This is a genomic window from Streptomyces sp. NPDC025721 (genome assembly GCF_055558595.1).
The window spans coordinates 190,830-207,287 of the sequence record NZ_JBVHMF010000002.1 but is presented as its reverse complement, the minus strand read 5'-3'; the positions used below and the strand labels follow the sequence as shown (position 1 = coordinate 207,287).

The following is a 16,458-nucleotide window of genomic DNA, read 5'->3' as shown; positions in this document are numbered from 1 at the left end:
ACAGCGGAGCGCCGGGCGGTGGGTGGCGACGAAGGTCTTGACCCGGGCGGGGGTGAGGACTAGCTTCGCCAATCGTTAGGAACCTTTCCTATTGGGGTTCCGAAGTCGTGGGGAGACACAGCCGCATGCCCGAGCTTCGCAGAAGGCCGCTCCGCAGATGGACCACCGCCGCGGCGACGGCTGTCACCGCGACCGCCGTGCTGGCGGCGCTGTCGCTGGCGGGCGGCGCGGACACCGCCCAGGCCGCGACCACCGGCGAGGTCCGGGTGAACCAGGTCGGCTACGCGGGAAGCGGCGCCAAAGAAGCGTTCCTGCTGGCCAAGAGCGCGGTCGGCGAGGCGTCGTGGAAGCTGGTCGGGCGCGGCGGCCGGGTCGTCGCGCACGGCAGCACGGGGGCGAGCCTGGGCCGCTGGAACAGCGCGTATCCGGCCGTCTACCTGATCGACTTCAGCGCGGTGCGCACGCCCGGCACCTACCGGCTGGTGGTCGGCGGCACCGCCACCGCCTCCTCCCCCGCCTTCACCATCGGCTCGGCGAAGGCCGTCTTCGGCCGTCCCGCCGCCGACGCCACCGCCTTCTTCCAGGCCCAGCGCGACGGCGCGAGGACGATCGCCGGGCAGCTGCGGCGCAAGCCGTCGCATCTCAACGACGCGCACGCCGCCGTCTACGCGTGGCCGTCGTTCACCGACCCCGAAGGCGACACGGTCAAGGCCGCCCCGAAGAAGATCGCGGGCGCGGCCCCGGTGGACGTCTCCGGCGGCTGGTTCGACGCGGGCGACTACCTGAAGTTCACCGAGACCACCTCGTACGCCGTCGCCGCGCTCCAGATCGCCGCCCGGCAGACCGGCGCGGGCCCGGCGTCGGCTCTCGGCGGCGAGGCGCAGCACGGCCTGGACTGGCTCGACAAGATGTGGGACGGCACAACGAAGACGCTGTACATCCAGGTCGGCCTCGGCTCCGGTACGGACAGCGGCAGCGTCGTCGGCGACCACGACGTGTGGCGGCTGCCGGAGAAGGACGACAAGGACTCCGCGCACCCGTTCCTGAAGAACCGCCCGGTGTTCAGGGCGGGCGCCCCGGGCGCGAAGCTCAGCCCCAACCAGGCGGGCCGGCTCGCCGCCGACTTCGCGCTCGCCGCCCAGCGGTACGCGGCCACCGCGCCCGCCAAGGCCCGCGCGTATCTGAACACCGCGGCGCAGATCTACGGCCTGGCCGACACGCGCCCTGGCACGCTCGTCACCACCGTGCCGTACGGCTACTACCCCGAGACGAGCTGGAAGGACGATCTGGCCTTCGGCGGGGCCGAGTTGGCGCTGGCGGCGCAGCGGCTGCACGACCGGCGCGGCGCGGACTGGCTGAAGCAGGCGGCGAGTTGGGCGAAGGCGCACCAGAGCGAGGCGGGCGCGGACACGCTGAACATGTACGACACCAGCGCGCTCGCCGACCTCGACCTGGCGCGGGCGATCAGGGCGGCCGGGCACCCGCGCGGCCTCGCGGTGACGTACGCCGACCTGGTCGGTTACGTGAAGGGCCAGATCGCCGCCGGGCAACGGCGGGCGGCGGCTGACCCGTTCCACGCGGGCGCGGTCTACGACGACTTCGACGCGGACTCGCACACGCTGGGTCTCGCGGCCACCACGCGGCTGTACCGCTCGGTGACCGGCGACACCTCGTTCGACCGCTTCGCGGTGCAGCAACTCGACTGGCTGCTGGGGGCGAACGCCTGGGGCACGTCCTTCATGGTCGGCCAGGGGCAGACCTTCCCGCGCTGCACGGCGGGCGAGTTGGGCAACCTCGCGGGGAGCCTGACCGGTTCACGACCGCTGGAGGTGGGCGCGATCGTCAACGGGCCCAACGGCGCTGAGCAGTTCAGCGACGGCCTCGGCGACTACCTGGACGGCATGCGGCCGTGCCCGCCCGGCGGCGCGGACCCGTACAGCGCCTTCAACGGGCGCGGCAGCCGGTACGTGGACGACGTGCGGTCGTGGCAGAGCTCGGAGCCGGCGCTGGACATGGACGCGTCGGGGCTGCTGGCCTTCTACCTGTCGAAGTAGCGTTCGGCAACAGGCGGAGAGGCGCTGGGCGACGGCCTACGCGGGACCCCGCGCGAGGTCCTTGGTGACGAACACGTAGTGCGGGCCGATCGGTTCCACGACGAATTCCTCGCCGATCGCCGTGAAGCCGAAGTGCTCGTAGAAACCGGCGGCGGACGTACGGCCGTTGCACCAGGCCAGTTCGGCGCCGCGGGCCGCGGCCTCGCGCAGGCCCGCGATCAGGGCCGCGCCGCCGAACCCCTGGCCGCGGACCTCGGGCGCGCTGCCCATGCCGCGGAAGCGGTACGCGGACGCCCCGGCCGTATCCGCGTCCGCGAGGGCGTCGTCCCCCGACAGCGGCTCGGGGAAGAAGGTGGCGCAGCCCCGTACCGCGCCTTCCTCGTCGTAGGCGGCGATGTGGAACGTGCCGTCGCGCGAGTCCTCCGGATAGACGGCGGTCTCGCGCGGCAGGCCGGTCCGCAGCACCGCCCAGCGCAGGGCGAAGATCTCCTCGACGGGCACGACGGCGGTACGGGTGACGGGCACGGCGGGGTGTCCCTTCCTGGTCGGTCCGGCCGGTCCAGGAAGGAAGCTCCTGGTCAGTCCAGGAACGAGGTTAGTGGCACCGCCGGGTCGGACAGCCGCTCGGGGTCGACCGCGCGGCCGGAGCGGATGAGCTGCTGGATCGGCTCGGTGACGTCCCACACATTGACGTTCATCCCCGCCAGCACCCGCCCCTCGTTCAGCCAGAAGGCGATGAACTGCCGCTTGCCCACATCGCCGCGGCACACCACCTGGTCGTACGAGCCGGGCGCCGCGTTCCCCGAGAACTCCATGCCCAGGTCGTACTGGTCGGAGAAGAAGTACGGAACCCGGTCGTACGACACCGGGCGGCCGAGCATGGCGCGGGCCGCGGCGGGGCCGCCGTTCAGCGCGTTCGCCCAGTGCTCGACGCGCAACCGGCCGCCGAGCAGCGGGTGTTCGGCGTTGGCGACATCGCCCGCGGCGAAGATGTCAGGATTCGAGGTGCGCAGCGAGGCGTCCACGGCGATGCCGCCGCCCTCGGCCGGGTCGACCAGGTCGAGTCCCGCGCTCTCGGCCAGCGCGGTGCGCGGGGCGGCGCCGATCGCGGCGAGCACGTCGTGCGCCGGGTGCTCCTCGCCGTCGTCGGTGAGGGCGGCGAGCACCATGCCGTCCTGGCCGGTGATCTCGGTGAGCCGGGCGCCGAAGTGGAAGCGGACGCCGTGCTCGGCGTGCAGGTCGGTGAAGACCGCGCCCAGTTCGGGGCCGAGCACCGAGTGCAGCGGGGTCGGCGCGGACTCCACGACGGTGACCTCGGCGCCGTAGCCGCGGGCCGCGGCGGCGACCTCCAGGCCGATCCAGCCCGCGCCCGCCACCACCAGGTGGCCGTTCTCCCGGCCGAGGCTGGTCAGCACGTGCTTGAGCCGGTCGGCGTGCGCGAGCCTGCGCAGGTGGTGCACCCCGGCCAGGTCGGTGCCCGGGATGTCCAGGCGGCGCGGCTCGGAGCCGGTGGCGAGCAGCAGCTTGTCGTACATCAGGGTCGTGCCGTCGCCGAGGCGGACGAATTTGGCGGCCGGGTCCAGGTGCACGACCGGCTGGCCCAGGTGCAGCTCGATGTCGTGCTCGGCGTACCAGGAGGTGTTCTGCACGAAGACCGAGTCGCGCTCGTCGGCGCCGGTCAGATAGCCCTTGGACAGGGGCGGGCGTTCATAGGGGTGGTCGCGCTCGTCGCCGATCAGTATCACCCGGCCGGTGAAACCCTCGGCCCGGAGCGTTTCGGCCGCCTTCGCCCCGGCGAGCCCTGCTCCGACGATCACGAAGGTTTCGTGTGCGTCCACCACGGTGGCCCTCCAGGCGGGTCGGCGATCGGTACGTGTGCGAGCGTACGTGTACGTGTCGTGCGGTGCTGCGTGCGTGGTGCTTGTGCGTTCTGTTCGTGCGTCGTGCGGTGCGTCTGAGGGCGCGTCGTGCTCGTGCGTCCTGCTTGTGCGTACATACGAGCGTCCCGCACGTCAGGGCCGTCCGGAAGAGCGCCGCGCCGTCCATCCCCTCGTGCTTCTTCTGCCCAGTGGGCATCCGGCCATATGCCGGGCGGGTATCCCGGCGTACCGGACGCCCCGTTTCCGGCGGTTACGCGTGCAGCCGGGCGTGCAGGGCGGTGGCCGCCGCGTCGGTGAGGGAGGCGATCTGGTCGACGACGGCGCGGCGGCGGGCGCGGTCGTCGGGGGCGGCGTCGAAGATCCCGCGGAACTGCGGGTCAAGGCCCTCGGGGGCCCGCTCCAGCAGCCGCTGCGCCAGCTCGCCGATCACCACGCGCTGCTCGGCCCGGCGTTTGGCCTGCGCGGCGCGCTGCATGACGTACCGGTCGGCGACCGCCTTGAGAACGGCGCATTCGAGCCGCTGCTCGCGCGGCACGACCAGCTCCGCGCGGTAGCGGGTGAGGCGGCCGGTGCCGTAGCGCTCGCGGGTGGCGCTCTCGGCCGCCAGGCAGAAGCGGCCGATGAGCTGGGAGGCGGCGTCCTTGAGCCGCGCCTGGGCGAGGGCGGTGCCGTCGTAGCCGTGCGGCCACCAGGGCTGGTCGAGCAGCCGGTCGAGGGCCGCGGCCAGCTCGGCCGGGTCGGTGCCGGGCGGCACATAGCGGGCGGCGGCGCAGCCGAACACCTCGGCGCGCTCGGCGGCGGAGGTCAGCGCGCCGGGGTCGATGTGCCCGGCCTGGAGGCCGTCCTCCACGTCGTGCACCGAATACGCGACGTCGTCGGCCCAGTCCATGACCTGCGCCTCGAAGCACTGGCGGCCGTCGGGCGCGTCCTTCCGGAGCCAGCCGAAGACCGGCAGGTCGTCCTCGTACGCGCCGAATTTGGGGCTGCCGGGCGTGGTGGGGTGGCCGCCGCGCGCCCACGGGTACTTGGTCGCCGCGTCCAGCGCGGCGCGGGTGAGATTGAGGCCGACGCTGACCAGCGCGTCGCCGCCCGCCGGGTCCGGCACGAATTTCTTCGGCTCGATCCGGGTCAGCAGCCGCAGGCTCTGCGCGTTGCCCTCGAACCCGCCGCAGTCCTCGGCGAATTCGGCCAGGACCAGCTCGCCGTTGTGCCCGAACGGCGGGTGCCCGAGGTCGTGCGCCAGGCACGCCGTCTCCACCAGGTCGGGGTCGCAGCCGAGCGCCGCGCCCAGTTCCCTGCCGACCTGCGCGCACTCCAGCGAGTGCGTCAGCCGGGTGCGCGGGCTGGTGTCGATCGCCGCCGCGCTGTTGACGCCCGGGTCCACGACCTGCGTCTTCCCGGCCAGCCTGCGCAGCGCCGCCGAGTGCAGCACCCGCGCCCGGTCGCGCTGGAACGCCGTACGGCCCGGCCTCTTGTCCGGTTCCGCGACATACCGCTCCATATCGGCCTCGCCGTAGGGCCCGTACCGCTCGTACGGGCCCAGGTGCGCGGATGCCGCCCGCTGTGACCGGTCCTTCTCTTCCATACCCGTGACGGTAACCGGCCCCGGTGACCGGCGGCGTACGCGCGGGTGGCGGACCGGGCGCGCGACCGGCGCCCGGGCCGCCGTGGCCCGCGCTGACCTGCCCCGACGGCGGGCGTCGGCGCCCAGGAACGTTCCGTCGTAGCGGAGGGCTTCGTCGTACCGGAGGGCTTCGTCGTACCGGCGCAGTACGAGTTCGGCCATCGCGTCGTGCGCGCCGAGCGGGGCCGCGGCGATCCAGGGCGCGGCGGCCGAGGTCTGCGCGGCGAAGCGGCCGGGTGCGGTGAAGTACGAGGCGAGCGCCGGATTGCCTCGTCGTTCGCGCGGGCGCGACAGCCGGTTTCGGTGCTCTCACCCGGCCGCGGGTCCGCTGTGCGGCCACCGGCCGCCGGAGACCCGCTCGCCGGAGAGCAGCAGCTCACGGGCGGTGCGGTCGGCCGCGAAGTACACCCAGGCGGGGGTCGGTCCGCCCGCCGTGCGCACGTGCGAACGGCGGCGCTCGTAGAGGTTGGCGGGGGCGCCCGGCGCGTACTCCTCCAGCCGGTCGAGGTCGGCGAGGACGTCCGCGTACCCCTCGGGGCCGACCGCCGCCAGCGCCCCGTGGACGACGCCCTCGCCCGCCGGGTCGGGGACGGCGTACGGGTAGCCGGGGCCGTGGAAGAGCAGCGCGCCGGGCAGTTCGGCCGGTGTCCAGGTCAGGGCCCGGCCGCGCAGCACGCCGTGGTTGCGCCCGCCGGGCAGCAGCGTGCCGTAGAGGAAGAAGGGGAGGCGGGGGTCGGTCACGCGGGCGCTCCGGGGGCGTTGTCAGTGGTGGGTCCTACTGTGATCCATAACGCAACCGGGCGGGGGTGTCCGGCGTCGGTCACGGAGGGGGCACGGGTCGGCGAGGGGCGGGTGCGATGACGGGTCAGGGGGCGGCGGTATGACGTGGGCGCGGACGTGGGGGGCGCGGGTCCAGGGGTGGAAGCCGTCATGGGCGCGGTTGCCGCGCACGCGGCGGGGGTGGCGACGGCTGCTGCGGTGGAGCGTGGCCGTGTGCGTGCTGGCGCTGCTGCCCGCGACGTGGCTGCGGCTGGCCGACGGCGGGCGCGTCCGCACGCTTGCCGACGTGCCGAAGGAGCCGGTAGCCGTGGTCTTCGGCGCCGGGCTCTGGGACGGGAAACCGTCGCCGTATCTGGCGCACCGGCTGGACGCGGCGGCGACGCTGTACCGGACGGGCCGGATACGCGTGGTGCTGGTCACCGGCGACAACAGCCGCACGTCGTACAACGAGCCGGGTGCCATGCGCACCTACCTGGCCGCGCACGGCGTGCCCGCCGACAAGGTCGTCCTGGACTACGCGGGCTTCGACACCTGGGACTCGTGCAGCCGCGCCAAGCGCGTCTTCGGGGTCGACCGGGCCGTCCTGGTCAGCCAGGACTTCCACATACGCAGGGCCCTGGCGCTCTGCGAGGCCGCCGGGATCGACGCCTACGGGATCGCCGTCGACGAGCCGCACGACGCCACCTGGTACGCGGGCGGCGTACGGGAGTTGCTGGCCGCGGGCAAGGCGGCGGCGGACGTGGTGATTCGCCCGAACCCGCACTTCCTGGGGCCGCGCGAGCCCGGGGTCGCACACGCCCTCACCGCGGGCGGGGCCGTGCGCTGAGGCGGACGGGCCGGAGGTGGTGGAGCGGACGGCATTCCCGGTGAACCGGGGGGCGTTGTGCGGCGAGGGCCGCGCCTCGACGGAGGGGCGTTGTGCGGCAAGGGCCGCGCCTCGACCGAAGTGCTGTCCACGGCGGTGCGGCTGACCGGGCCGCTGGTACGGGGCGCGGACGGCGAGTCGGCGCCCGCGAGCTGGGAAGAGGCGCTGGACCGGGTCGCGGCGGGGCCGCTACGGGTCCGGGCGGAGAAGTACGCCCCGGCCTTCTGCATGCATTGCATGCAATGCATGCAGAAGCTAGCCTCGGCCGGGTGCAGCAGACCGATGCCGCCCGCGCGCGGCTGCGTGACCTGATCCTGGACGGCGCCTACGCGCCGGGCCAGCGGCTCACCGAGACCGAGGTCGCGCTGTCGCTGGAGATGAGCAGGACGCCGGTGCGCGAGGCGTTCCGCGCGCTGGTCGCCGACGGGCTGGTCCACTCGGCGGGGCGCGGTGTGCGGGTGGTCGCGCTGGACGCGGAGGCGCTGCGCCACGCCTACCAGGTGCGGGCCGCCCTGGAGGCGCTCACCGCCGAGCTGGCCGCCGGGCGCCAGGCCGAGGGCCGGATCGCCCCCGCCGACCTGGCCGAGCTGGTCCGCGAGGCGGACCGTACGGAAGAGGCCACGCTGGCCGGGCACCTCGCCGAGGCCGTCGCCCACAACCGCCGCTTCCACGGCCGGATCGCCGTACTCGCCGCGAACCCCGTGGCGCTCGCCTCGCTCGACCGGCTGTGGGACCAGATCCTCGTCTCCACCCGCGCCTCCCTTGACCCGCCCCACCGGCCCGCCCAGGTCAACGCCCAGCACCGGGAGCTGCTGGCCGCGATCACCGGGGGCCGGGCGCGCGAGGCGGCCGAGGCGGCCCGCCGCCACGTTCTGGACACCTGCGGCGCCCGATTCACCGACTGAGCGACCCGAAGGGACATCGAGCCATGCCGTCAGCCCGTCAGCACTCCTACGAGACCGAGGTCGTCTGGACCGGCAACCGCGGCACGGGCACCAGCTCCTACCGCGACTACGACCGTACGCACGAGGTCACCGCGGCCGGACTCCCCGCCATCTCCGGCTCCGCCGACCGCGCCTTCCGCGGTGACGCCGACCGCTGGAACCCCGAGCAGCTGCTCCTCGCCGCGCTCTCCCAGTGCCACCTGCTGTCGTACCTCCACGTCTGCGCCGTCAACGGCGTGGTCGTCACCGGCTACACCGACCACGCGACCGGCACGATGCGGGAGACCGGCGACGGCGGCGGCCACTTCACCGAAGCCGTGCTCCGGCCCGCCGTCGAGGTCGCCTCCCCCGCGATGGCCGCCGCCGCCCAGGCCCTCCACGAGGAGGCCCAGCGGCTGTGCTTCATCGCCAACTCGGTGAACTTCCCGGTGCGGCACGAGCCGTCGGTGACGGTCTCGGCCCCATGAGCGTCCGGTTACGCGCCCGGTGCGGTGCCGGGTGCGGTCTCGGGATCCCCGTCCCCGTCCCCGTCCCCGTCCGCTTCGGCGTCGCCGACCGTCAGCGTCCTCGTCACGTAGCTGTAGCCGTCCTCGTCCTCGGGGTCCTCGTCCTGCGGCCACAGGCGGACCGCCCGGCCGCCCGCCGCCCGGATCGCCGCGCCGTCCAGTTCCACCGACGCTTCACGCACCCCGGCGTCGAGCCACGAGGTGAAGACGGTCACCGGGCCGTCCGGCGGCAGCGGATACGTCCAGAAGCTCGCCTCCCATGTCAGACCGCTGCCGCCGCCGCCCTGGCTGATCAGGCGGATCGCCTCCGTGTCGTCGTCGCCCGGCCAGGGCACCGGCATCCCGCCCTGCGTCGCGACGCGTCGGCCGTCCGCGTACCGCAGGCCGAGCCGCAGATTGCTCTGCGGCTCGGGCGGACGCAGCGGGTTGGACCGGCCGTCGAGGGGATTGCCCAGCCAGGCTCCGTTGGCCGGGGTCCTTCGCAGGACCGCGCGCAGGTGGAACACGAAGCCGTTGGGGTACGCCCGCAGCCCGCCGATCCAGACCGCCGCCCGGTCCGAGCGCAGCAGCACCACGTCACCCGGCACCGACGCGGGAAGCACGTAGACGGACCGTTCCCACGGGGGACGCGGCCGGGGCTCCGGCTCCGGCGCGGTCGGCGGTTCTGGCACGTCCTGGAAGAAGCTCATCCCGTCACCGTCGCACTCTCGCTCCCCCTGCCGCCCGCCCGGAATCGGCCATGCCACCCCCGTTTCCGGCCGCGCGGCGTCACGGCTGGCCGTGCGGCTCCCCGCGCCCCGAGGGGCACAGGTAAGCAGTGAGGGACGACGCGGAGAATAATTCGAGTCGGTTACCGATTGTTGCCGGGGAAACAGGGGGCACCCCGGGGTCGGACGGATGGGGCGGCGGCGGGCTACGATCGCAGGCATGAGCGCCGCAGACGTACCGTCCAGGACAGCCGACCAGCCCGACACGCCGTCGAACGGCGCGGCGGGAGCGGCGGGCCGCGCGAGCGCGGGTGGAAACGCGGGCGGCAGCGCCGGCGCGGCCACCCTCGCCGAGATCGCCCGGGCCGCGGGCGTCTCGGCTCCGACTGTTTCGAAGGTGCTCAACGGCCGCGGCGATGTCGCGCCCGCCACGCGGAGCAGGGTGGAGGAGCTGCTGCGCCTCCACGGCTACCAGCGGCGGCGCGGCAACGCGCAGCCCGCGCCGCTGCTCGACCTGGTCTTCCACGAGCTGGAGAGCGCGTGGGCGATGGAGGTCATCCGGGGTGTGGAGAACGTGGCGCGGGTCGAGGGCCTGAGCGTGGTGCTCTCGGAGTCGGCGGGCCGCCTGAGCCCCGGTCAGACGTGGGTGGACGGGGTGCTGGCCCGGCGTCCGACCGGCGTCATCCTCGTACTGTCCGGGCTCGACCCGGCCCAGCGGGCGCAGCTCACCAGCCGGGACATCCCGTTCGTGGTGATGGACCCGGCGGGCGACCCCGGCGAGGACGTGCCCGCGATCGGGGCGACCAACTGGCAGGGCGGGGTGGCCGCCACCCGGCACCTGCTGGAGCTGGGGCACCGGCGGATCGGTGTGATCGGCGGCCCGGCGGGGATGATGTGCAGCCGGGCCAGGATCGACGGGTACCGCGCCGCGCTGGAGACCGCGGGGGTCGCCTTCGACCCGGCGCTGGTCAGGGCGGGCGACTTCCACCACGAGGCCGGTTACACCGCGGGACTCGAACTGCTGCGGCTGCCGGAGCGGCCCACCGCCGTCTTCACCGGCAACGACCTCCAGGCGCTCGGACTGTACGAGGCGGCGCGCGAGCTGGGGCTGAGCATTCCGGGCGACGTGAGCGTGATCGGCTTCGACGACCTGCCGCTGTCGCGCTGGATCAGCCCGCCGCTGACCACGGTCAGGCAGCCGCTGACCGAGATGGCGGAGGCCGCCGCCCGGCTGGTGCTCGACCTGAGCCGCGGCAAGCAGCCGAGCACCCTGCGGGTGGATCTGGCGACCCGGCTGGTGGAGCGCAGCAGCACGCAGTCCCCCGCCTAGGCGTCCTCGCGCGCCCGCACGCTCACTCACCCGCGAGCCCGCGCGCCCGCACGCCCGCACGCCCGCCCGCACGCCGAGGCGTACGCGCACCGCCCCGTCCGAAGTGCGGTGATTGCCGGGGGTGTTGACGGCCGGGTGGGGTGCCCGTAGGGTCTGCGCCGCAGTCGGAATTCGTATCGAAACATTCGATGCGTTCCTCCCTCGTCCCACGCGCATCGCTCGCAACCACGCGTACCGAACTGCCTGCTCCAATCCCCCACTTGGAAGAGGTATTCACACATGTTCTCCAAGCGAGCCCTCAGATCCGCCATCGGCGGATCCGGCGCGGCGCTGCTGGCGGCGACGGCGGCGCTGATCGCCGTCACCGTGCCGTCGGCGCACGCCGCGGACCCGCCGCTGCGCGACCTGGCCGCGGCCAAGGGCATCTACATGGGCACCGCCCTGACCGCGAGCGAGGCCACGGGCGCCAGCGGGCCCATCGCGGGCGCCCAGTTCGGCATGGTCACTCCCGGCAACGAGATGAAGTGGGACACCGTCGAGCCGAGCCGCGGCACGTACAACTGGGCGCCGGGCGACTCGATCGCCAACTTCGCGCAGGCGCACAACATGCAGGTCCGCGGCCACAATCTGGTGTGGCACAGCCAGCTCCCCAACTGGCTGACCTCCGGCAGCTTCAGCAACACCGAGCTGCACAACATCCTGATCAAGCACGTCACCGACGAAGCCACGCACTACAAGGGCAAGGTCGTCCACTGGGACGTGGTCAACGAGCCGTTCAACGAGGACGGCACCTTCCGCCAGGACCTCTGGTACAACCAGCTCGGCTCGTCGTACATCGCGGACGCGTTCACGGCCGCCCGCGCCGCCGACCCGGGCGCCAAGCTCTACCTCAACGACTACAACGTCGAGGGCACGGGCCCCAAGAGCGACGGCATGTACAACCTGGTCAAGTCGCTGAAGCAGCAGGGCGTTCCGATCGACGGCGTCGGCTTCCAGGCACACCTGATCCTCGGCCAGGTGCCGTCGACCCTCAAGGCCAACCTCCAGCGCTTCGCCGACCTCGGCGTGGACGTGGCCATCACCGAGCTGGACATCCGGATGCAGACCCCGTCGGACGCCGCCAGGCTCCAGCAGCAGGCCAATGACTACACCTCGGTGGTCAACGCCTGCCTGGGCGTGTCGCGTTGTGTGGGCATCACGGTGTGGGGCGTCTCCGACGCGACCTCGTGGATCCCGGGTGTCTTCCCCGGCCAGGGCGCGGCTCTGCTGTACGACGACAACTACCAGCCCAAGCCCGCCTACACCGCGGTGCGTACGGCGCTCGGCGGCAGCACGACCACCACACCGCCGACCACACCGCCCACCACGCCCCCGACCACTCCGCCCACCACCCCGCCCGGCGGTGGCGGCTGCGCGGTGACATACGGGGTCAATCAGTGGAACACCGGCTTCACCGCGAATCTGACGGTGAAGAACAACGGCTCCGCGCCGGTCAACGGCTGGACGCTGAAGTGGACTTTCGCGCCGGGCCAGACGGTCACGCAGGCGTGGAACGCGACGGTCACCCAGAGCGGCACCGCGGCGACGGCCACGAATCTGTCCTACAACGGGACGATCGCGGCGGGCGGCACGGTGGACTTCGGCTTCAACGCCAACTGGTCGGGCAGTAACCCGAAGCCGACCGGCTTCACTCTCAACGGCGCTGCCTGCACGGTGAGTTGAGAGCCGGGCGAGCGGGCGGCTACTCCTCGACGACCGGATGCACCGGCACCGCCACCGCGTCGTCGTCGAGACACCGCCCGCTCGCCGAACGCGGCGATGTCGAGGGGCGGGGCGGCGTCGGGCGGTCCGCGGGCGAGTCCGACGCGGGGGCGTACCCCGGTGCCCCGCCGGGTGACCGGATCGTTCCGCAGCGGGGCATGATCGGGTCTACCCGCGGGCCCGCGCCGGGGGCACGATCGAGTCATGGCTGACAACACGAACCCCGCGAGCGCGACCGCGCTCATCGTCATCGACGTCCAGGAGTCCTTCCGGCAGCGGGAGAGCTGGCAGGCCGCGTCCGACCCCGAGGTGGCCACGCGGGTGGCGCGGCTGGTCGACCACGCCCGCGAGCAGGGGCACCCGGTGATCTGGGTGCTGCACTCCGAGCCGGGCTCGAACACGGTCTTCGACCCGGAGAGCGGCCACGTACGGCTGATCGATGGGCTGACCCGCGCCGAGGGCGAGCCGCTGCTCGTCAAGACCGCGCACAACGCCTTCACGACCACGAATCTCCAGCAGATCCTCACCGCGCGCGGCATCCGCTCGCTGATCACCTGCGGCATCCGCACCGAGCAGTGCGTGGAGACCACGACGCGGCTGGCCTCCGACCTCGGCTACGACGTCACCTTCGTGGTGGACGCGACCGCCACCGAGCCGATCGAGCACCGCGACGCGCCGACGGGCCGCCCGCTCGCCGAGGTGCTGGCCGACCCGCGCACGCTGCTCCCGGCGGACATCATCGCGCGCACCGAGTACGCTCTCGCGGGCCGCTTCGCCACCGTCTCGACCGTCAAGGAGCTGACCGGATCGTGACCCGGGTCGTCTTCCTGCTCGTGCCCCACCTGCATCTGCTCGACCTCGCGGGCCCCGCCCAGGTGTTCTCGACGGCCGCCGACTACGGCCTCGGGTACCGGCTGGACTACGTCGCCGAGCGGGAAGACGTCCCCACCGCCCAAGGGGTCGCGCTGCGCGCGGCCACCGAACCGCCCGCGCTGACGGCCGACGACCTGATCGTCGTACCGGGCTGGCGGGCCCACACGCTGCACGAGAACGGCGCGCTCACGCCCGCGACCCTGGAGTGGCTGCGCGCGCACCACGCGGGCGGCGGCACCGTCGCCAGCGTGTGCGCGGGGGCGGACGCGCTCGGCCGGGCCGGGCTGCTCGACGGCCGCCGCTGCACCACCCACCACGACGTGCAGGACGAACTCGCCCGCGACTATCCGCGGGCCACCGTCGTACGCGACGTCCTCTACGTCGTGGACGACCGCGTCGTCAGCTCCGCCGGGATCGCCAGCGGCATCGACCTCGCGCTGCACCTGGTCGCCGTCCGCCACGGGCCGGGCGCCGCTGCCCGCGTCGCCCGGCAGATGGTCGTCTACGCCCGGCGCAACGGCGACGAGCTCCAGACCAGCGCCATGCTCCGGCACCGCGGGCACCTCAGCGACGCCGTGCACCGGGCCCAGGATCTGATCGACGCCCGCTTCGCCCACCACCTCGCCCTCGCCGACCTCGCCGCCTCCACCGGGCTCAGCGAGCGCACCCTCACGCGGCGCTTCACCGCCTCCACCGGGCTCACGCCGCTCCGCTACCAACAGGAGCTGCGCATCGAGCGCGCCGAGCATCTCATCGGGCAGGGGGCCACGCTCGAAGCCGCGGCCCGCGCCGTCGGTTTCCAGGACGCCCGCATGCTCCGGCGCCTCCGCGCCCGCCGGCGCCCGGACCTCGCCTCCGCGTGAGGCCGTGGCCCCTTTCGCGCTCACCTTGCGCACGGCTCGTGCCCCGTCGGAGCGCGGGGAGCTGCGCGGCCCACCCCCACCCGCCGGTGGTCCGGGACCAACCGAACTGCCCCGCCGGGGCGGGTGGTGACCTGCGGGAGCGCGGTGGTTGGTCGCGCAGTTCCCCGCGCCCCTAAAGACCGGCCCACCGCCCGCCGCAGAGGAACCGTCCCGGGGCCGCGCCCCCGGAAAGACCGGCGCGCCGCCCAGCGCAGAGGAACCGCCCGAGGCCGCACCCCTGAAGATCGGCCCACCGCCCGCCGCGAAAGAACCGTCCAGGACGGGAACCTACGGGGGCACCGTACGCCGCCAAGAGTCCTACCCTGACGGGTAGTCAGGTGTGAGGGAGGGGGACGTCATGAGCTGGACGGCGGAGAGCGTTCCGGACCAGTCCGGAAGGACGGCCGTGGTGACGGGCGCGAACACCGGCATCGGTTACTGCACGGCCAGGGAACTGGCCCGCCGCGGCGCCCGCGTGACGCTGGCGTGCCGGGACGCGGAGCGCGCGACGGCGGCGCTGAAGCGCCTCCAGGCCGAAGTGCCCAACGCCCAGGCGGTGTTCAGGCCGCTGGACCTGGCCGACCTGGGAAGCGTGCGGGCGTTCGCGGAGGCGTACGAGGAGCCGTCGCTGGACCTGCTGGTCAACAACGCCGGGGTGATGGCACTGCCGTACGGCCTGACGTACGACGGTCTCGAGAAGCAGTTCGGGGTGAACCACCTGGGGCACTTCGCACTGACGGGCCTGCTGCTGCCACGGCTGCGGGCGGCGGACCGCGGGGCCCGGATCGTCGTGGTGTCGAGCGTGGCCCACGTGCTGGCCGGGGTGCGTCTCGGCGACCTCAACGCGACCCGCGGGTACCGCCGTTGGACGGCGTACGGCCAGTCGAAGAGCGCGAATCTGCTCTTCGTGCACGAGCTGTCGCGGCGGCTCGCGGCGGCCGGTTCGGGGATCGTGGCCGCGGCGGCGCACCCCGGTTACGCGGCGACGGACCTGCACACGCGCGGGGCGCTGATGGAGGGCCGCAGGGGCGTGGAGCGCGTCTACGTCTTCGGCAACCGGCTGCTGGCGCAGTCGGCCGAGCGCGGGGCGCTGCCCACGCTCTACGCGGCGACGGCGCCCGGTGTCGCCCCCGACTCCTTCACCGGCCCGCGCGCGCCGGGCCTGCGCGGCGCGCCCGCCCGCGCCTGGCGGCTGCCCAGGACCCGTGACGACGTGACCGGCGAGCTGCTGTGGGAGGCGTCGGAGCGGCTGACGGGGGTCACGTACGCCCTGTGAGCCGCCGGGCGCGACCCCGGACCGGCCGTACCAACTCACCTATGTCGAGCGCACGTTCGGCTCATGGAATCGCCGAGCGCGGGTACCCGGCACTTCAGGAGGTGACGCGGTCATGGCGATCAGTGGTGCTGCGGGACGTATGCCCTGGTGGGCGCGGACAGCTATCGGAGTGGTCGTACTCGCGCTGCTGTTCCTGTTGCTCGGCAAGGCCAATCTGCTGCCCGGTATACCGAATCCGTTCGCGGAGAAGGACAAGGACCGCAGCGGTCCCGTCCTGTTGAAGTCCATCCAGGACATGAACCGCTTCGAGGGCGCGAGCGGCAACTTCGAGGTCGTCGTCGACCTGGAGAAGGACGCCAAATTCCTGCCGTCCGCGGTGCGCGGCAAGCGCACGCTGTACGTCGGCGCGGGCAGCGTCGACGCGTACGTCGATCTCGGTTCCGTCGGCAACGACGCGGTGAAGGTCTCCGCCGACCGCAAGTCCGCGACGATCCGCCTGCCGCACGCGGCACTTGAGCGGACCTCGCTGGACACCAAGCATTCCTACGTCGTCTCGCAGCAGCGCGGCTTCTTCGACCGGATCGGCGACTTCTTCGGCGACAACCCGGGCAACGCCCAGCAGCTCAACGAGCTGGCCGCGCAGAAGATCCAGGACGCCGCCAAGCAGACCGAGTTGGGCGCGCGGGCCGAGACCAACACCAAATTCATGCTGGAGCACCTGCTGACCTCGCTCGGCTTCGAGCACGTGAACGTCGTCTTCGGCCCGCCCCCGAAGACCGCCCCGACGCCCAGCGGCAGCGCGACTCCCACCACGGCCGGCCCCACGTCCTCCTGACCCCGTCTCAAACGGTCGCCGGGGGGGCGGCGCGCGGGGGGGGAGCAGGGGGTAGCTTTGGGGGCGCTTCTGGGGGGGAGCGTGGGTTGTGGGGGTGGGGGGGCGTGGCGGGGGGCTGGCG

Annotated in this window: 16 protein-coding genes; 11 read left to right on the top strand and 5 right to left on the bottom strand. The window is 73.4% G+C overall.

Annotation, left to right across the window (positions count from 1 at the left end):
- The first annotated feature begins 125 nt into the window (after positions 1 to 125).
- Entirely contained in the window at positions 126 to 2,054 is a 1,929-nt protein-coding gene (locus tag ACZ4EF_RS04880) for a glycoside hydrolase family 9 protein (protein ID WP_467502800.1), read from the top strand.
- Positions 2,055 to 2,090: 36 nt separating this feature from the next.
- On the opposite strand, the gene ACZ4EF_RS04875 is transcribed toward ACZ4EF_RS04880, so the two are convergent.
- The 4 genes from ACZ4EF_RS04875 to ACZ4EF_RS04860 form a co-directional block, all read right to left on the bottom strand.
- On the bottom strand, positions 2,091 to 2,579 hold the full coding sequence (locus tag ACZ4EF_RS04875) for a GNAT family N-acetyltransferase (protein WP_355344719.1): 489 nt from the start codon (positions 2,577 to 2,579) through the stop codon (positions 2,091 to 2,093).
- Positions 2,580 to 2,632: 53 nt separating this feature from the next.
- Positions 2,633 to 3,895: an NAD(P)/FAD-dependent oxidoreductase gene (locus ACZ4EF_RS04870; protein ID WP_355344716.1), complete on the bottom strand. Its 1,263-nt coding sequence runs from the start codon at positions 3,893 to 3,895 to the stop codon at positions 2,633 to 2,635.
- Positions 3,896 to 4,184: 289 nt separating this feature from the next.
- Positions 4,185 to 5,435: a deoxyguanosinetriphosphate triphosphohydrolase gene (locus ACZ4EF_RS04865; RefSeq protein ID WP_467503058.1), complete on the bottom strand. Its 1,251-nt coding sequence runs from the start codon at positions 5,433 to 5,435 to the stop codon at positions 4,185 to 4,187.
- Positions 5,436 to 5,867: 432 nt separating this feature from the next.
- Positions 5,868 to 6,299, bottom strand: a complete 432-nt coding sequence (locus ACZ4EF_RS04860; RefSeq protein WP_467502799.1) for a gamma-glutamylcyclotransferase family protein — start codon at positions 6,297 to 6,299, stop codon at positions 5,868 to 5,870.
- Positions 6,300 to 6,438: 139 nt separating this feature from the next.
- Here ACZ4EF_RS04860 and ACZ4EF_RS04855 point away from each other — a divergent pair, with 139 nt between their 5' ends.
- The 4 genes from ACZ4EF_RS04855 (at position 6,439) to ACZ4EF_RS04840 (ending at position 8,614) form a co-directional block, all read left to right on the top strand.
- Entirely contained in the window at positions 6,439 to 7,164 is a 726-nt protein-coding gene (locus tag ACZ4EF_RS04855) for a SanA/YdcF family protein (RefSeq protein ID WP_467502797.1), read from the top strand.
- A 90-nt stretch (positions 7,165 to 7,254) separates the two neighbouring features.
- Positions 7,255 to 7,515, top strand: coding sequence for a hypothetical protein (locus ACZ4EF_RS04850; protein ID WP_467502795.1), 261 nt, complete (start codon positions 7,255 to 7,257; stop codon positions 7,513 to 7,515).
- Positions 7,473 to 8,108 (top strand): GntR family transcriptional regulator, encoded by a 636-nt coding sequence (locus tag ACZ4EF_RS04845; RefSeq protein WP_401853265.1) that lies wholly within the window; start codon positions 7,473 to 7,475, stop codon positions 8,106 to 8,108. Before ACZ4EF_RS04850 ends, ACZ4EF_RS04845 begins: the two co-directional genes overlap by 43 nt.
- 23 nt (positions 8,109 to 8,131) lie before the next feature.
- Positions 8,132 to 8,614 carry an OsmC family protein gene (locus tag ACZ4EF_RS04840; protein WP_391047407.1) on the top strand — a complete coding sequence of 161 codons (483 nt, stop codon included), beginning with the start codon at positions 8,132 to 8,134 and terminating at the stop codon, positions 8,612 to 8,614.
- An 8-nt stretch (positions 8,615 to 8,622) separates the two neighbouring features.
- On the opposite strand, the gene ACZ4EF_RS04835 is transcribed toward ACZ4EF_RS04840, so the two are convergent.
- Complete coding sequence (locus ACZ4EF_RS04835; protein ID WP_467502792.1) at positions 8,623 to 9,342, bottom strand: hypothetical protein; 720 nt, start codon at positions 9,340 to 9,342, stop codon at positions 8,623 to 8,625.
- 238 nt (positions 9,343 to 9,580) lie between these two features.
- Here ACZ4EF_RS04835 and ACZ4EF_RS04830 point away from each other — a divergent pair, with 238 nt between their 5' ends.
- The 6 genes from ACZ4EF_RS04830 to ACZ4EF_RS04805 all read left to right on the top strand — a co-directional run bounded on the left by ACZ4EF_RS04830 (position 9,581) and on the right by ACZ4EF_RS04805 (position 16,337).
- Positions 9,581 to 10,690, top strand: coding sequence for a LacI family DNA-binding transcriptional regulator (locus ACZ4EF_RS04830; RefSeq protein WP_355344695.1), 1,110 nt, complete (start codon positions 9,581 to 9,583; stop codon positions 10,688 to 10,690).
- A 279-nt stretch (positions 10,691 to 10,969) separates the two neighbouring features.
- Positions 10,970 to 12,412, top strand: a complete 1,443-nt coding sequence (locus ACZ4EF_RS04825) for a glycoside hydrolase family 10 protein (protein ID WP_467502790.1) — start codon at positions 10,970 to 10,972, stop codon at positions 12,410 to 12,412.
- A 243-nt stretch (positions 12,413 to 12,655) separates the two neighbouring features.
- Positions 12,656 to 13,264, top strand: a complete 609-nt coding sequence (locus ACZ4EF_RS04820; protein WP_467502788.1) for a cysteine hydrolase family protein — start codon at positions 12,656 to 12,658, stop codon at positions 13,262 to 13,264.
- Complete coding sequence (locus ACZ4EF_RS04815) at positions 13,261 to 14,187, top strand: GlxA family transcriptional regulator (protein WP_355344686.1); 927 nt, start codon at positions 13,261 to 13,263, stop codon at positions 14,185 to 14,187. The genes ACZ4EF_RS04820 and ACZ4EF_RS04815 overlap by 4 nt, the downstream gene beginning before the upstream one ends.
- A gap of 397 nt (positions 14,188 to 14,584) precedes the next feature.
- Positions 14,585 to 15,502, top strand: a complete 918-nt coding sequence (locus tag ACZ4EF_RS04810) for an oxidoreductase (RefSeq protein WP_467502786.1) — start codon at positions 14,585 to 14,587, stop codon at positions 15,500 to 15,502.
- Positions 15,503 to 15,614: 112 nt separating this feature from the next.
- The gene (locus ACZ4EF_RS04805; RefSeq protein ID WP_401715398.1) at positions 15,615 to 16,337 is read left to right on the top strand and encodes a DUF4230 domain-containing protein; all 723 of its coding nucleotides are present in this window, start codon (positions 15,615 to 15,617) and stop codon (positions 16,335 to 16,337) included.
- The last annotated feature ends 121 nt before the right edge of the window (positions 16,338 to 16,458 follow it).

Excerpts from the sequence above, each read along its gene's own strand:
- ACZ4EF_RS04835 (WP_467502792.1), bottom strand. The coding sequence starts at position 9,342 with ATGAGCTTCTTCCAGGACGTGCCAGAACCGCCGACCGCGCCGGAGCCG.
- ACZ4EF_RS04805 (WP_401715398.1), top strand. The coding sequence starts at position 15,615 with ATGGCGATCAGTGGTGCTGCGGGACGTATGCCCTGGTGGGCGCGGACA.
- ACZ4EF_RS04820 (WP_467502788.1), top strand. The coding sequence starts at position 12,656 with ATGGCTGACAACACGAACCCCGCGAGCGCGACCGCGCTCATCGTCATC.
- ACZ4EF_RS04880 (WP_467502800.1), top strand. The coding sequence starts at position 126 with ATGCCCGAGCTTCGCAGAAGGCCGCTCCGCAGATGGACCACCGCCGCG.
- ACZ4EF_RS04825 (WP_467502790.1), top strand. The coding sequence starts at position 10,970 with ATGTTCTCCAAGCGAGCCCTCAGATCCGCCATCGGCGGATCCGGCGCG.
- ACZ4EF_RS04840 (WP_391047407.1), top strand. The coding sequence starts at position 8,132 with ATGCCGTCAGCCCGTCAGCACTCCTACGAGACCGAGGTCGTCTGGACC.
- ACZ4EF_RS04810 (WP_467502786.1), top strand. The coding sequence starts at position 14,585 with ATGAGCTGGACGGCGGAGAGCGTTCCGGACCAGTCCGGAAGGACGGCC.
- ACZ4EF_RS04865 (WP_467503058.1), bottom strand. The coding sequence starts at position 5,435 with ATGGAGCGGTATGTCGCGGAACCGGACAAGAGGCCGGGCCGTACGGCG.
- ACZ4EF_RS04855 (WP_467502797.1), top strand. The coding sequence starts at position 6,439 with ATGACGTGGGCGCGGACGTGGGGGGCGCGGGTCCAGGGGTGGAAGCCG.
- ACZ4EF_RS04830 (WP_355344695.1), top strand. The coding sequence starts at position 9,581 with ATGAGCGCCGCAGACGTACCGTCCAGGACAGCCGACCAGCCCGACACG.